This window comes from Streptomyces nymphaeiformis (assembly GCF_014203895.1).
In the GTDB taxonomy this organism is placed as follows: domain Bacteria; phylum Actinomycetota; class Actinomycetes; order Streptomycetales; family Streptomycetaceae; genus Streptomyces; species Streptomyces nymphaeiformis.
Window position 1 is genome coordinate 552,643 of record NZ_JACHJY010000005.1, and the last position, 14,846, is coordinate 567,488.

Here is a 14,846-nt window from a genome sequence, read left to right on the forward strand (position 1 = left end):
CACTGCATCGCTGCAACGCGCCGGTGGTGCGGCCGGTGCGACACCGGCCGCACCACCGGGGCTACGGATTACTGCTGGTTGATGCGCTCGTTGATGACCTTGTCGGCCGCCTCGCCGGCCTTCTTGGCGTCCTCGCCCTTCAGGACCTTGGTCATGTAGTCCTTGATCGGGTTCGGGGCGGTCTCGACGTTCGCCCAGCCCGGGGTGACCGGGGTGACCTTGCCGGAGGCGGACGAGGCCGCCATGGCCTCGGCGAAGGAGCCGGCGGCGGGCTTGAACTGCGCGGAGTCGGTGTTCGGAAGCAGCGCGCCCTCGGTGGCGGTCGCGTACTTCGTCATGAACTCCTTGCCGGCGGCGAGGGCCAGCCACTCCTTCGCGAGGTCCTTGTTCTTGGAGCGCTCGGCGATGGCGAGGTTCGAGCCGCCGAGGAAGACGGAGCCCGGCTTGTCGGCGGTCTTGCCCGGGATCGGGAAGTAGCCGAAGTCGGCGGTCTTGCCGGCCTTCTTCATGGCGTCGATCGCGCCGCCGGCCTCCCAGCCGAGACCGATCCAGGACGCCACGCCGCCCTTGGGGATGATGTCGGTGGACTGCTGCGGGGTCGCCTCGTCCTTGTCCTTCGGAGCGGTCGAGTAGGACGCCAGCTCCTTGTAGAAGTTCATGGCGCTGACGGCCTCGGGGGAGGACAGGTTGCCCTTCCACTTGTCGCCGTCCTTGACCGCCAGGTCGCTGCCCTCGTCCCAGATGAGGCCGGCGAGGACGTACCAGGACTGACCCGGCAGGTAGATGGCCTGCGACTTCGGGTCGGACGCCTTGAGCTTCTTCAGACCGTCGATCCACTCGGCGCGGGTCTTCGGCGGGGTGACGCCGGCCTTCTTGAAGGCGGCCTTGTCGTAGACGACGACGCGGTTGGCGGCGTACCACGGGGCGGAGTAGAGCTTGCCGTCCAGCTCGTTGGAGGCGACCATGCCCTTGTTCCAGGCGTCGTAGCCGAGCGTGGCCTTGTCGCCGGACAGGTCGGCGAGACCGCCGGTGACCGCGTAGCCCGCGGTCTGCGTGTTGCCGAGCTCCAGGACGTCCGGCGGGGTGTCCTCGGAGAGGGCGGTGGTGACCTTCTCCTGGATGCCGTTCCAGATCTGCTTCTCGACCTTGACCTTGACGCCCGGGTGCTTGGCCTCGAAGGCCTTGTTCACCTCGGCCATCCAGGCGTCCGGCGCGGAACCGTCCATCACCCAGACGGTCAGGGTCTTGTCGCCCCCGGCGGCCTTGCCGCCGTCCTTGCCCTTGTCACTGCCGCTGTCGGAACCACACGCAGCGATGGAGACCATCATGCCCGCGACGCCGATCGCCGCGATGAGCTTGCGCTTCACGCCACCCTCCTCAGGGATGCCTGCAACCCCTGCCCACCGCGCGAAGACATACGTCAGGTAATGCTCGTGGGGCTGGGACCTGGTCTTTAATGGTTTAGACCAGTACCCGGAGCTTGGCCTAGACCTTTAGGGGTGTCAAGGGTGTATAAGAAGGGCAGTCGCGTCCGTTATCGGACCGACACCTGAGGGAGGGCGACGACCCGTGACCGGTCCGTGCCACCATGTGAGCCGCGACAGACGGAGGAGCCGGTGACGGCAGCAGCACAGGAGTCGGGAAGGCAGGCCATGGCCACGGACGCGGGCAGTACGGAGACAGAGAGCGGGGCACCCACCCGCACCGCGCGCGTGCCCAAGTACTACCGGCTCAAGCGACACTTGCTCGACATGACGGAGACCCTGCCGCCCGGCACGCCGGTCCCGCCGGAGCGCACGCTCGCCGCCGAGTTCGACACCTCGCGCACCACCGTGCGCCAGGCGCTCCAGGAGCTGGTCGTCGAGGGCCGTCTGGAGCGCATCCAGGGCAAGGGCACGTTCGTGGCCAAGCCCAAGGTCTCGCAGGCCCTGCAGCTCACCTCCTACACGGAGGACATGCGCGCCCAGGGCCTGGAGCCCACCTCGCAGCTCCTCGACATCGGGTACGTCACGGCCGACGACACCCTCGCCGGGCTGCTCGACATCTCGGCCGGCGGCCGGGTGCTCCGCATCGAGCGCCTGCGCCTCGCGAGCGGCGAGCCGATGGCCATCGAGACCACCCACCTGTCGGCGAAGCGCTTCCCCGCGCTGCGCCGCTCGCTCGTGAAGTACACCTCGCTGTACACGGCGCTCGCCGAGGTCTACGACGTGCACCTCGCCGAGGCCGAGGAGACCATCGAGACCTCCCTCGCCACCCCGCGCGAGGCCGGGCTGCTCGGCACGGACGTGGGCCTGCCGATGCTGATGCTCTCCCGCCACTCGCTGGACGCCCAGGGCGAGCCGGTGGAGTGGGTGCGGTCCGTCTACCGGGGCGACCGGTACAAGTTCGTGGCGCGCCTGAAGCGCCCCAACGGCTGAGCCCCTTCCCGTACGACATGAACGGCCGCACCCCGGCGGGGGGTGCGGCCGTTCGCCGTTCCAGCGGCCGTTCGCCGTTCCAGCGGCCGTCCGCCGTTCCGGGAGGCCTCACGCGGGCCGTACGGAGACGTGACGGGCACCCGGCACCTTCCGCCCGGCAGGAACGTGACGCCTCCCGGAAAGCCCCTGGTGAACGGCGCGCGGAAGCCCGCGGCACGCGCTGGCCCCTAACGGCCACGCGGTTGGCGCCAGCCGTTCTCCGGTGACAGGGCACCCCCGGCAGGCCAGTCTTGGACATGTCGAAGCCGCCCGGCAGAGCCCGGGAGCGGCCCCGGGGGAACCACCCCGCGATCCCCGTTCCGCACCGTCCAGGAAGGCAGCCCCGCCATGCCCAGCAGCGCCCGTTTCGCCACCTTCGCCCGCATTCAGCTCCGTGCCGCCGTCGCCCTCGCCGTCCCCGCCGCGGCCGCGCTGACCCTCGTCCTGGCCGCCCAGCCGGCGCCCGCCGGGACGGCCGCCGTCACCGCCTCCGCGGTCACCGCGACCCCGCAGCCCGGCGACGTCAACGACGGCTTCTCCTGGGGCTGATCCCCATCTATCTCATCGGCGTCTCGATGAGGGCACCGGACGACGACCCCGCACCGGACACCGGCCCCCCGCCGTCCCCGTCCGCCGCACGGCTCGTCGAGACGCTGCACCGCGTCGCCCGGCCGCAGGACCGCTTCGAGTCCGCCCGGGCGCTGGTCCTCGACCGGACCGTCCGGCTCGCCCTGTACATCCGGGGCCCCGACGAGATCGAGGCCGTCGGCCACGCGCTGCGGCTCTGCCGGCTCCTCCTCGGCCACTCCCCCGAGCTCTCCCGCCACCGCATCGCGGACTTCCGGCTCCTCTGACGCCCCCCACCGCCCGAAGAGCCCCGCCCCACGGAACCCCACCAAGGAACCCCCATGCCCAGGGCCCGTCCCAGCGTGTCCGTCATCATCCCCAACTACAACTACGAGAAGACCCTGCGCGCCTGCCTCACCTCGGTCTTCGCCCAGACCCACGCCCCGCTCGACGTCATCGTCGTGGACGACGCCAGCACGGACCGCTCCCGGGACATCGCCCGCGAGTTCGGCGTCGTCCTCATCGCCAACCCCCACAACCGCGGGGTGTCCGCCGCCCGGAACATGGGGGCCGCCGCCGCCCGCGGCGAGGTCCTCTTCTTCCTCGACTCCGACACCGCCCTCCACCCCGAGGCCCTCGCCCACGCCGCCGACCTGCTCCGGGACGACCCCGGCCTCGGCTGCGTCCACGGCGTCCTCGACCCCGAACCGCTCTTCGACGACGGGCCCGTCGAGCGCTACCACGCCCTCCACGCCCACTTCTGGCGCCGCCGCGCCGCCGGCGAGGTCCGCACCGCCTTCTTCGCCCTCGGCGCCATCCGCAAGGAGGTCTTCGAGGAGACCGGTCCCTTCGACGAGAACCTCCGGGACTCCGAGGACGTCGAGTACAGCGGCCGGCTCGTCCGCTCCCACCGGATCCTGATGACCGAGGCGATCCGCGGCCGCCACGACGACGTGGACCGGCTCGGAGCGATGCTCTCGGAGCAGTACCGGCGCTCGCAGCTGCTGATCGCGGCGCTCGGGCAGATGCGGGAGGGCGGGCTCACCGCCAACCGGCCGCTCGGCGTCCTCGCCGCCGCGCTGACCCTCCCCACCCTGCTCCTCGGTCTGCTGTCCCCCTGGCTGCTGCTCGTCCCGGCGCTGTGCGCGCTGCTCTTCGCCTGCGCGGATCCGGGTCTGAGCCGGTTCGCGCTGCGGACCCGGGGCCCGGGCTTCCTCCTCTACTTCACCGCGGTCCACTTCCTGCTCCACCAGGCGATCGTCCTCGGCGCGGCCCGCGGCGCCGTCCGCTGGCTCACCGAGCCGGACTTCGGCCCGAGCGTGCGCCGCCGGGACGCCACCGCCTCCCCCACCTCCACCTCCGTACGCCCCTCCCCACAGGAGTACGTCCATGGCCACGCCCACGCTGACCGGACGTGAGGCGCCGGCGGTCCGTCCGCCGGCCTCCCGTCCCCCCGGTCGTCTCGCCGACCTCACCGCCCTCGTCCGCCCCGGACAGTGGACGAAGAACCTGGTCGTCGTCCCCCTCGGCCTGCTCGGCGCCCCCCACCTCGACGGCGCCGCGCTCGGCGGCGCGCTGGCCGCGATCGCCGTCTTCACCCTCGCGTCCGCGCTGATCTACCTGGTCAACGACATCGGCGACCGGGACCGCGACCGGCGTCACCCGGAGAAGCGGCACCGGCCGATCGCCGCCGGGCGGATCGGCGTCGCCACCGCCGTGTCCTTCGCCGCCGCGCTGGCCGCCCTCCTCGCGGTCACCGTCGGCCTGACCTCGCTCACCGGCACGGCCGGGCTCGCGGACTGGTGGCCGGTCGCCGCGTACGTCGCGCTCAACGCCGCGTACAGCAAGGGCCTCAAGCACGTCCCGCTGCTCGACGTCTTCATCGTGGCCCTCGGATTCGTGCTGCGCCTCGCCCAGGGGTGCCTGGCCTCCGGGAACCCGGTGCCGGACTGGCTCGCGCTCTGCGTCTTCTCGCTCTGCCTGCTGCTGATCCTCGGCAAGCGGCGGCACGAGATGGCGGTCGGCGGGGTGCTGCACCGGCCCGCGCTGCGCGGCTACACCCTCGGCTTCCTCGACCAGCTGCTCGCCTTCACCGCGGTCCTCACGGCCGTCAGCTACGTGCTGTACGTCCAGGGCAGCCCGGTCTTCGGCGCGCACGGCCCGCTGGTAGCGGTGCTCACCGCCCCCTTCGCGCTCTTCGGCCTCGCCCGCTACCTCCAGCTGATCGTGGTCGACGCGGGCGGCGGGAACCCCTCGCGGGCCCTGTTCAGCGACCGGATGACCGTCTCCAACGCCCTGCTGTGGTCGGCGCTGCTCGCCGGCGCGTGGCTGCTGGGCCGGATCGGCTCATGACGGCGGTCACCGTCCCCGCCCCCGGCGGCGTACGGCGCCTGCTCCCCGTCCTCTTCCCCGTCGCGGTCGTCACGGGCATCGGCTTCGCCCTGTACGGCCGGGCCGGCGAGCTCGCCGCCCTGGTCCTGCGGCCCGGATCCGTCCCGTACCTCCTGGCGGCGCTCGCGGCCAACGCCGGCGCCGTGCTGCTGTCCATGGCCACCTGGCGGACCCTGCTGTCCGACCTGGGGCCGCGGGTGCCGGGCCGGACCGCGACCCGGATCTACTTCACCTCCTACCTCGGCAAGTACGTGCCGGGCGCCGTCTGGGGCGTCCTCGCCCAGCTGCGGATGGGCGGCGCGGCCGGGGTGCCGGCTCCGGTCGTGCTCGCCGTCTTCCTGCTCAACCTGATCGTGGCCGTCCTCACCGGTCTCGCCGTCGGCCCGGTCGCCGCGCCCTGGACGATCGGGGCCGAGGCCTGGTGGCTGGTGCTGCCGGGCGCGGTCACCCTGCTGCTCGTCGTGAAACCGCGACTGCTCCACCGCCTGGCCGCCACCGCCGCCCGCCTGGCCCGCCGGCCCGCCCCCGAGGCCCGGGCGAGCGACCGGGGCATGCGCCGGGCGCTGGCCTCCGCGACCGGTTCCTGGGCGGTCGGCGGGCTCCACCTGTGGGCGCTCGCCGTGATGCTCGGCGCCCCGCCGCTGACCGCGCTGCCGGTCTGCGTGGGCGGCTTCGCCCTGGCCACCGCCGCCGCCAGCCTCGTCGTGGTGCTGCCGGACGGCTGGGGCGCCCGCGAGGCCCTGCTGCTCCTGGCCCTGACCGCCGTCCTGCCCTGGCAGGAGGCGACCGCCGCCGCGGTCGCCAGCCGGGTGGTCTGCACCCTCAGCGAGGTCCTCGTCGGGGGCGCCGCCCTCCTCCTGACCCTCCCCCGCCGCACGACTCCCCCCACCGACCCGAAGGAACGGACATGACCGCCCTCTACACCGTCGACGACTGCGAGTCGCTGACGACCAAGCAGGTCCACGGCCTGTACAAGGACCACGTCAACAAGAGCCAGGTCTCCCTGATGACCTCCTTCGGCTTCGGCCAGGAGCTCGTCGAGAGCGCGGAGGGCGTGTGGATCACCCAGCGCGACGGCCGCCGCGTCCTGGACTTCACCGGCGGGGTCGGCGTCCTCAACCACGGCCACAACCACCCCCGGATCCTCGCCGCCCGGCAGCGCTTCCAGGAGCGCAGGAGCATGGAGGTCCACAAGACCTACTTCTCGCCGTACATCGCGGCCCTCGGCCACAACCTGGCGGAACTGCTGCCCGGCGACCTGACCATGTCGTTCTTCCCCAACTCCGGTGCGGAGGCGGTCGAGGGCGCGGTCAAGCTGGCGTACAAGTACCACGGCGGCCGGCGCTCCCGGGTGCTGCGGGCCGACATCTCCTTCCACGGCAAGCTGCTCGGCTCGGGCAGCCTGACCGGCCAGAACGCCTCGACGTTCCAATTCCCCGGCATCCCCGGCGTGGGGATCTTCCGGTACGGCGACCTGGAGTCCGTACGGAAGCTGGTCGCCGAACTCCGCACCGACAAGGGCGAGTCCGATGTGTACGCGATCCTCATCGAGCCGCTGTCGGCGTCGACGATGAACGAGTGCTCGGAGGAGTTCCTGCGCGGACTGCGGGAACTGTGCACGGCCGAGGACATCGTGCTGCTCTTCGACGAGATCTACACCGGCTGGGGCAAGACGGGCACCCTCTTCCACTTCATGCGGTACGAGGGTCTGGTCCCCGACATCCTCACCACCTCGAAGTCCTTCGGCGGCGGCAAGTCCTCCATCTCCGCGTTCGTCGCCCGCGAGCCGGTCTTCCGCAAGGCGTACGACAACCTCACGGACGCCCTGCTGCAGTCGACGTCCACCACCTACTACGGCTTCGGCGAGGAGGCGGTCACCGCCATCGAGGCCGTCAACGTGGCCGTCGAGGACGACTATCCGGCCCGCGCCCGGGACATCGAGCGGATCCTCGCCCCCGGTCTGGAGCGGATCGCGAAGGAGTACCCGGACGTGGTCGCCGAGGTCCGCGGCCACGGCGCGCTGCACGGCGTCTTCCTGCACAAGGGCCCGAAGGTCCTGGAGGTGCTGACGAAGCTGGTGCCGGGCGCGATGACGAAGGACCCGCGCTTCCGCACCAAGCTCGTCACCTCGTCGGTGGTCAACGCCCTGTACCGGGACCACGGCGTCTACACGTACTACACGCTCAACGGCGACAACCCGCTGATGGTCGCCCCCTCGCTGGTCGCCGAGCCGCACGAGGTCGAGTTCTTCCTGGACTGCCTCGACAAGACCCTGGCCCAGGGTCTGCCCCGTCTGCTCACCCGTTTCGTCAAGGAGAAGGTGTCGTCGCTGTGGTAGAGCGCATCGTGGTCACCGGCGGTGCCGGAATGCTCGGTTCGACCCTGATCGAGCGGCTGCTCGACGAGGGCCGGCAGGTGCACTGCGTGGACCTGCGGGCCCCGCGCACGGAGCACGCGAACCTCACTCACATGGTCACGGACGTCCGGGACGCCGCGGCGATGAAGCGGGCCACGGCGGACGCCGACGTGGTGGTGCACTGCGCCGCCGCCCTGCCCAGCTACCCGGCGGACACCATCCGCTCGGTGATCGTCGGCGGCACGGAGGCGGTCCTGGCGGCCGCCGAGGCGAACGCCGTGCCCAGGGTCGTGCACATCTCCTCGACCGCCGTGTACGGACTGCCGAAGGTGGTGCCGACCCCGGAGGAGTACCCGCGCGAGCCCGTCGACACGTACAGCGCCGCGAAGGCGGAGGCCGAGGAGGTCGCGGAGCGCTTCCGGGGACGGGGGACGTGCGTGCCGATCCTGCGGCCCAAGACCTTCCTCGGGCCCGGCCGGATGGGGCTCTTCGCGATGCTCTTCGAGTGGGCGGCCGAGGGCCGGAACTTCCCCGTCCTCGGCCGGGGCGACGTCCGCATCCAGATGTTCGACGTGGCCGACCTGGTCGACGCGGTCGTCACCGCGATGGAGGCGCCCGCCGAGCGCGCCGACGACACGTTCAACCTCGGCGCCACCGAGTTCGGCACGATACGCGAGGACTTCCAGGCCGTCCTGGACGCGGCCGGGCACGGCAAGCGGGTCCGCTCGCTGCCCGCGAGGCCCGCGCTCGCCGCGCTCAGCCTGCTCCAGCGCTCCGGACTCTCCCCCGTCTACGGACGCCTGCTCCACAAGCTCCTCGACGACAGCTTCGTCTCCACCGACAAGGCCAGGGACGTCCTCGGCTTCCGGCCGAAGCACTCCAACCAGGACGCGATCCTGCGCACCTTCGCCTGGTGGCAGGCACAACAGCAGGCACAGCAGCGGACCGCCCGCCCCGCGCGGAAGAGCGAGGGCGTCACCAGTGTCGAACCGTGGCGGCAGGGGGCCCTCTCCCTCGCCAAGGTCCTCTTCTAGGAGTACCCGATCATGTCCCTCCCCCTGGTCTCCGTCATCGTCCCCAACTACAACTACGGCCGCTCGATCGGCCTGTGCGTCGAGGCCGCCCTCGCCCAGACGTACCCGAACGTCGAGATCGTCGTCGTCGACGACTGCTCCACCGACGACTCCGCGGCGATCGCCTCCGCGGCCGGCGCGCGCGTGGTCTCCACCGGCGTCAACAGCGGGGTCGCCGTCGCCCGCAACCTCGGCGCGGAGCTCTCCTCCGGCGAGATCCTGGTCTTCCTCGACTCCGACGTCGCCATGCACCCCGACGCGGTCGCGAAGTCCGTCGAACTCCTCGCCTCCGGGCAGGGGTACGGCGCGATCTGCGGCACCTACGAGCCGGAGCCGCTGATCCGGGACAGCCTGATCGAGGAGTACCGCTCGCTCCAGCAGTACTACCTGCTGCTGAAGTCGGAGGGGGTCATCGACACCGTCCACACCGCGATCCTGGCCATGCCCCGGCGGGTCTTCGACGAGGTCGGGCCGTTCAACCCGATCCTGCGGCACACCGAGGACCAGGACTACGGGCGCCGGATCTCCGAGCGGTACACGGTGCTCAGCTCCCTGGAGGTGCGCGGCCGGCACGACCACGACGACACCGTGCGGATCGTCCTCGACAAGGTCTTCGCCCGCGCCCGGCTCGCCGTGCCCCTCATCCTCGGCCGGCGCCACCTCCAGGGCGGCTTCGTCACCGGCCCGCGCGCGGGCGCCAGCCTGGCCGCGCCCCTGACGGTCGCCGCCCTCGCCGCGCCCCTGCTGTGGGGGGCCGCGTGGGCACTGCTCCCGCTCGCCCTGTTCCTGCTCGGCGTCTGGGGCGACCTGGACATGTACCGCGAGGTGCGGCGGCACCGGGGGCGGCTGTTCCTCGGGTACTTCGTGGCGGTCAACTTCCTGGTGAACCTGACGGTGTTCGCGGCGATCGGGGTCGCGGGCGTGCAGTGGCTGTGCTCGAAGCGGTTCCGGCACCTGTACGACCCGCAGCCGCGGCCCGACCTCGCGCGGGCGACCGTGGGTGCCGACCGTGGCTGACACGCTCGCGCCGGCTCGGGACGTGCCCGTACGGAACCGCCGGAACCCGCTCGTCCTGGGAGCCGCCCTCGCCTGGCTCGTCCTGCTCCTCGTCGAGTGGGCGGCGGACGGCCGCGTCTGGCTCGGGCAGCTCGTCGGCATCGTGCCGCCGGCCGCCTTCGTCCTGGTGCCCCTGGCCCTCGCGGCCCTCGTCCCGCTCGCCCGGGTCGCGGCCAGGTGGCGGGCCCTCGCCGCCGCCGCGCTCGCCCTCCTCCTGGGCTTCGGGCAGTCGGGCCTCGACCCGGCGGCCCTGTGGCGGACGGAGCCGCGGCCGGGACCGGACGCGGTGCGGGTCTTCGCCTGGAACACCAACTCGTGGAACCAGCTCCTCGGCACCCAGGACCACTTCTACGCCTTCCTGAAGGCGAAGGACGCCGACGTGTACCTGCTGCACGAGTACCAGCACGTCACCGCCGACCGGAAGGAGAAGCTGCCGGTCGACGACCTGGCGCGGCTGCGCCGGGAGTTCCCCGGCTACCGGCTCGCGGTCCGGGGCGAGCTGGTGACGCTCTCCCGCTTCCCGATCCTGCGGCAGCCGGCCGTGGGCCCGGCCCGGGAGGTGCCGCCCGGCGCGGACTGGCCGACGGAGTACCGCGCGAACAAGGTGCTGCGCACGGACGTCCTGGTCAGGGGCCGCACGGTGTCCTTCTACAACGTGCACATGCCGGTGTGGAACAGCATGCCGGACGGTCTCCTCTCCGCCGCCTTCTACCGCCACATGCGGGAACGGTTCGCCCCCCGCCGGGCGCAGTACGAGGGCCTCGAAGCCGACCTGGCGGCCAACCGCAACCCCGTGGTCGTGGCCGGCGACTTCAACGCGACGGCCGCGATGTCGGACCTGGACCCGCTGCGGGAGCGCCTCGACGACGCGGCGGAGGTTAGCACCGACCCGTACCCGACGAGCTGGGAGGAGGGCGGCTGGAAGCCCTTCTGGCGGACCGACTGGGCGTTCACCGGGAACGGGGCGCGGGCCGAGCGGTACGACTTCGGCGCTCCGGAGGAGCTGTCCGACCATGCCGTGCAGGACCTGTGGGTGTCGCTGCCGGGGAGCGGATGACGGCGATGGTCCTGTACTGCGCCCTCGCCTGGGCGGTCTTCCTGGCCCTGCACCTGGTGCTCAACGGCCGCTGGTGGCCGTGGCTCGCGGTCTCGCTGCTTCCGCCGGTGGCCCTCGCGGCCGTGCCGCTCGCCCTGCTCGCCGCCGCGCTCGCCGCCGGCGGCCGGCTCGCGGCGGCGCTCGCCGCGGGCTGCCTCCTCGTGGCGTGGCCGCAGAACGGGATCAACCTGCGGGGGCTCCGCCGTGCGGCCGGCGGGGAGGGGCTGCGGCTGGTGTCCTGGAACACCCAGCACTGGAACCAGGGCGGCGACCCCGACCGCTACTACGCCTTCCTGCGCTCGCTCGGCGCCGACGTGTACGTCCTCCAGGAGTACCTGAACGGCTTCGAGGGCGGCGAGGTCTGGGACATCGACGACGAGGCCCGGCTGCGGGCGGAGTTCCCCGGCCACCACCTGGCCGTCGGCAACAACTCCGTGACGCTGTCCCGGTTCCCGCCCGCCGGGCCGCCGGTGCCGGTCGGCGCCTGCTCGCTGCGGGTGGACCTGCGGGTCGGGGACGGTGTCCTGTCGACGTACAACGTGCACATCCCGGTGCAGCTCACGGTGATGAACCCGCTGCGTCCGGCGTTCTTCCGGGACATGCGGCGCCGGGCGGCGGCCCGCGACCGGGAGTACGCGGCGCTCGTCGCCGATCTGCGGGGCAATCCGCACCCGGTCCTGGTGACCGGCGACTTCAACACCAGCGCCGCCATCGGCGACATCCGCCGGATGCCCCGCTCGCTGCGCGACGCGGTCGGCGCCTGCCGTTCGGTCCTGCCGGCCAGCTGGAACGCCCGTGCGCGGCTGCGGCTCTGGCGGATCGACTGGGCGTTCACCGGCGGCGGCGCCCGGGTCGGCTCGTACCGCTTCCGTGACGCGGAGGGCCTCTCGGACCACCTCGTCCAGGAACTGACCGTCACCCTCTGAGAGAGAAGACACGACCATGGAGTACACGAACCTGGGCGGCCCCGACGGCCCCCGTGTGTCCACGCTCTGCCTGGGCACCCTGCCGTTCGGCACCCGGATCGACGAGGCCGCGGCCTTCGCCGTCCTCGACCGCTTCCACGAGGCAGGCGGCACCTTCATCGACACCGCGAACACCTACGCCTTCTGGGAGCCGGGCGCGACCGGCGCCGAGAGCGAGCTGCTCATCGGGCGCTGGCTGCGCAGCCGGGGCGTCCGGGACGAGATGGTCATCGCCACGAAGGTCGGTGCGCTGCCGGACCCGCCGGGCTCGGCCTGGCCGGAGTGCGCGGAGGGCCTCTCGGCGCCGGTGGTCCGCCGCCAGGTGGAGGCGAGCCTGCGGAACCTGGGCACGGACCGGATCGACCTGTACTACGCGCACATCGACGACCGGGCGACGCCGGTCGCGGAGACGATGGGCGTCTTCGCCGAGCTCGCGGACGTCGGGAAGATCGGCCGGGCCGGCTGCTCGAACTTCGCGGCCTGGCGGATCGAGGAGTCCCGGGGCGCGGCGGCCGCCGCCGACCTGCCGGACTACGCGGCCGTGCAGCAGCGGTACACCTACCTCCGGCCGCGCCCCGGGGCGGAGTTCGGGGTGAACCCGCACGCCTCGGAGGAGCTGCTCGACTACCTGGGGACGCGGCCGGAGCTGACGTTCACGGCGTACACGACCCAGCTGACGGGGGCGTACACCGATCCGGGCAAGGAGATCCCGGAGCAGTACCGGCACGCGGGCTCCGAGCGGCGTCTGAAGGTGCTCGCCGAGGTGGCGGCGGAGCTCGGGGTGACCGCGAACCAGGTGGTCCTGGCCTGGGCGTCGGGCGGTGAGCTGCCCGTCCTTCCGGTGATCGGGGCGAGTTCGCCGGAGCAGCTGGACGAGACCCTGGGCGCGGTGGGGCTGCGGCTGGACGAGGAGCTCAGGAAGCAGCTCGACGATGTGGACTGAGCGCGTACGGACCGCGGCGCTGCGGCACCGGGTGGCGGTCGGGGTGGTGTGGCTGCTCGTGCTGCTGCTCGGCGGGGCGGTGGCGGTGCTCGGCCTCGGGCGGCTCGACCAGTCCTTCACCGCGTCCGACGGGCCGGGCCACCGGGCGAACCTGGCGGTCCAGGAGCGGTACGGGAACGGGGCCGCGGTCGCCCCGCTGGTCGCGGTCGTGACCTGGCCGGATGCGCGGGACGCACAGGCCCTCGCGGACGCTCTGGAGCGGGCGGCGGGGCCGGGCGCGCGGACCGTCTCGTACGCGGCGACGGGCGACGAGGGGTTCCTCGGCGCGGACGGGCGGACCGAGTACGCGCTGGTCTACCCGGCCGCCGGGAAGCCGGACCTGGCGGGCCTGACGGCGGTCGAGGAGGCGGCGGTCACGCTGCGCGCGGGGCTGCGGTCGGCGCTGCCCGGCGCCCGGGTCGAGGTGACGGGCGTCCTGCCGCTCCAGCACGACAGCGCGCTCGCGGGGCCGGGCGCGGTGGCCCTCGCGGCGAAGGCGGTCTGCGCGGTGGGGCTGCTGCTCGTGCTGGTCCTGGCGTTCCGCTCGCCGCTCGGGGTCCTGGCGCCGCTGCTGCTCGCGGCCGTGACCTCGGTGGGGGCGCTGGTCCTGGTGGAGGCGGTGGCGGGGTTCACCGAGATCAGCTTCGTCGTGGTGTACCTGGTGCCGGTGACGGCGCTCGTGGTCGCGGTGCACCGCCGGGCGCGGCCGCCGGGTGCGGCCGCGGCCCGTGCGGCGGTGACGGGCGGCGCGGCGGGCGCGGCGGCCTGCGCGGTCCTGGCGCTCTTCCCGGCGGCGTTCCTGCGGTCGGTCGGGGTGGCGGGCCTCGCGGTCTGCGCGGTGGGCACGGCGGCGGCGCTCACGCTGGGGCCGGTGGTGGGGCCGGTGGTGGGGCCTCGGGCGGTGCCGAGGCCCGTACGGATCCCCCGCGCGCTCCCGGCGGCCGGTCCCGTCCAGGGCAACCGGGTCCTCTCCGCGTCTCTCCCCGCCGTCGGTCTCGCCCTCCTCGTCCTGCTCACCGGCGCGGCCACGCAGCTGCGGGTCGGCAACCCGGAGGCGCGTGCCCTGGTGGCGAGCGGTCCGGCCCGGGACGGTCTGGACCTGCTGACGGCGGCCGGCGTGCCCTCGGGGGTGCTGAACCCGCTGGAGGTCCTGGTACCCGAGGGCGCGGACGCGGCGGCGGTGGCCGCGCGGGCGGCGCGGGTGCCGGGCGTGCTGCTCGCGGCGGCGCCCGCCGACTGGCGCCGCCCGGGCTCCGCCCTGGTGGTCGTCGTGCCGGAGGCGGAGCCGATGACGGCGGCCGGGGCGGGGACGGTGACGGCGCTGCGGTCGGCGCTGGCCGGCACGGGCGCCCTGGTGGGCGGTTCGGGTGTGGTGGACCGGGATCTGGTGGACGGGGTGTACGGGCTGCTGCCGTACGCGGTCCCGTCGGCGGCCCTGGCCGCGTTCGGGGTCCTCGCCCGGCGGCGGGGGCGGGGTCCGGCGGCGCGGGCGGTCCTCGGCGGGCTGCTCGCGGCGGGCGCGTCGGCGGGGGCGCTCGTGGTGCTGTGGCAGTGGGGCCCCGCGGGGGCCGGCGCGGTGACGGGCTGGGTGCCGCTGGTGGTGGGCACCTTCGCGTTCTGCGTGTCGCTGGAGCGGTCGGCGGGCGGCCCCGGCCGGGCGGGGATCGTGGCGGCGGGCGCGGGCGCGCTGGCGGTGCTCGCGGTGGGGATCGGTCCGCAGGTCGAACTGGCCCTGCTGGTCTCGGGGTTCGCGGCGGGCGCGGTGGTGGACGCGCTGGCCGCCGTACCCGCGTGGCCTCACCCGCGAGTTCATTCCGATTGGTCTAGACCTAGAGGGACCATCCCCTCTAGCATCGACGACCGCGATCACCGGCCCGACCGGTCGCGCCACGGAACGTGACGAG

The 14,846-nt window shown here is 73.3% G+C and carries 14 protein-coding genes; 13 read left to right on the forward strand and 1 reads right to left on the reverse strand.

The features are described from left to right. Positions 1-68: 68 nt before the first annotated feature. Complete coding sequence (locus GGE06_RS19955; protein ID WP_116158916.1) at positions 69-1,367, reverse strand: extracellular solute-binding protein; 1,299 nt, start codon at positions 1,365-1,367, stop codon at positions 69-71. Between the two features lie 285 nt (positions 1,368-1,652). Here GGE06_RS19955 and GGE06_RS19960 point away from each other — a divergent pair, with 285 nt between their 5' ends. The 13 genes from GGE06_RS19960 to GGE06_RS20020 all read left to right on the forward strand — a co-directional run bounded on the left by GGE06_RS19960 (position 1,653) and on the right by GGE06_RS20020 (position 14,842). Then, positions 1,653-2,417 carry a GntR family transcriptional regulator gene (locus GGE06_RS19960; protein WP_116158917.1) on the forward strand — a complete coding sequence of 255 codons (765 nt, stop codon included), beginning with the start codon at positions 1,653-1,655 and terminating at the stop codon, positions 2,415-2,417. Positions 2,418-2,804: 387 nt separating this feature from the next. Beyond that, complete coding sequence (locus GGE06_RS19965) at positions 2,805-3,005, forward strand: hypothetical protein (RefSeq protein WP_116158918.1); 201 nt, start codon at positions 2,805-2,807, stop codon at positions 3,003-3,005. Between the two features lie 26 nt (positions 3,006-3,031). Next, positions 3,032-3,310 (forward strand): hypothetical protein, encoded by a 279-nt coding sequence (locus GGE06_RS19970; protein WP_116158919.1) that lies wholly within the window; start codon positions 3,032-3,034, stop codon positions 3,308-3,310. A gap of 54 nt (positions 3,311-3,364) precedes the next feature. Beyond that, positions 3,365-4,441, forward strand: a complete 1,077-nt coding sequence (locus tag GGE06_RS19975) for a glycosyltransferase family 2 protein (RefSeq protein ID WP_116158920.1) — start codon at positions 3,365-3,367, stop codon at positions 4,439-4,441. After that, positions 4,413-5,375 carry a UbiA prenyltransferase family protein gene (locus tag GGE06_RS19980; RefSeq protein ID WP_184931385.1) on the forward strand — a complete coding sequence of 321 codons (963 nt, stop codon included), beginning with the start codon at positions 4,413-4,415 and terminating at the stop codon, positions 5,373-5,375. The genes GGE06_RS19975 and GGE06_RS19980 overlap by 29 nt, the downstream gene beginning before the upstream one ends. Next, entirely contained in the window at positions 5,372-6,325 is a 954-nt protein-coding gene (locus tag GGE06_RS19985) for a lysylphosphatidylglycerol synthase domain-containing protein (RefSeq protein WP_116158921.1), read from the forward strand. Before GGE06_RS19980 ends, GGE06_RS19985 begins: the two co-directional genes overlap by 4 nt. Further along, positions 6,322-7,752 (forward strand): aspartate aminotransferase family protein, encoded by a 1,431-nt coding sequence (locus GGE06_RS19990; RefSeq protein WP_116158922.1) that lies wholly within the window; start codon positions 6,322-6,324, stop codon positions 7,750-7,752. Before GGE06_RS19985 ends, GGE06_RS19990 begins: the two co-directional genes overlap by 4 nt. Beyond that, positions 7,746-8,804 (forward strand): NAD-dependent epimerase/dehydratase family protein, encoded by a 1,059-nt coding sequence (locus GGE06_RS19995; protein WP_184931386.1) that lies wholly within the window; start codon positions 7,746-7,748, stop codon positions 8,802-8,804. The genes GGE06_RS19990 and GGE06_RS19995 overlap by 7 nt, the downstream gene beginning before the upstream one ends. Positions 8,805-8,816: 12 nt before the next feature. After that, positions 8,817-9,860, forward strand: a complete 1,044-nt coding sequence (locus GGE06_RS20000) for a glycosyltransferase family 2 protein (RefSeq protein ID WP_116158924.1) — start codon at positions 8,817-8,819, stop codon at positions 9,858-9,860. Then, a complete protein-coding gene (locus tag GGE06_RS43760) occupies positions 9,853-10,956 on the forward strand; it encodes an endonuclease/exonuclease/phosphatase family protein (RefSeq protein ID WP_184931387.1) in 1,104 nt (367 codons plus the stop codon). Before GGE06_RS20000 ends, GGE06_RS43760 begins: the two co-directional genes overlap by 8 nt. Next, positions 10,953-11,921 (forward strand): endonuclease/exonuclease/phosphatase family protein, encoded by a 969-nt coding sequence (locus GGE06_RS20010; RefSeq protein WP_184931388.1) that lies wholly within the window; start codon positions 10,953-10,955, stop codon positions 11,919-11,921. The genes GGE06_RS43760 and GGE06_RS20010 overlap by 4 nt, the downstream gene beginning before the upstream one ends. Before the next feature lie 16 nt (positions 11,922-11,937). Further along, on the forward strand, positions 11,938-12,903 hold the full coding sequence (locus tag GGE06_RS20015) for an aldo/keto reductase (RefSeq protein ID WP_184931389.1): 966 nt from the start codon (positions 11,938-11,940) through the stop codon (positions 12,901-12,903). Next, complete coding sequence (locus GGE06_RS20020; protein ID WP_184931390.1) at positions 12,893-14,842, forward strand: MMPL family transporter; 1,950 nt, start codon at positions 12,893-12,895, stop codon at positions 14,840-14,842. Before GGE06_RS20015 ends, GGE06_RS20020 begins: the two co-directional genes overlap by 11 nt. The last annotated feature ends 4 nt before the right edge of the window (positions 14,843-14,846 follow it).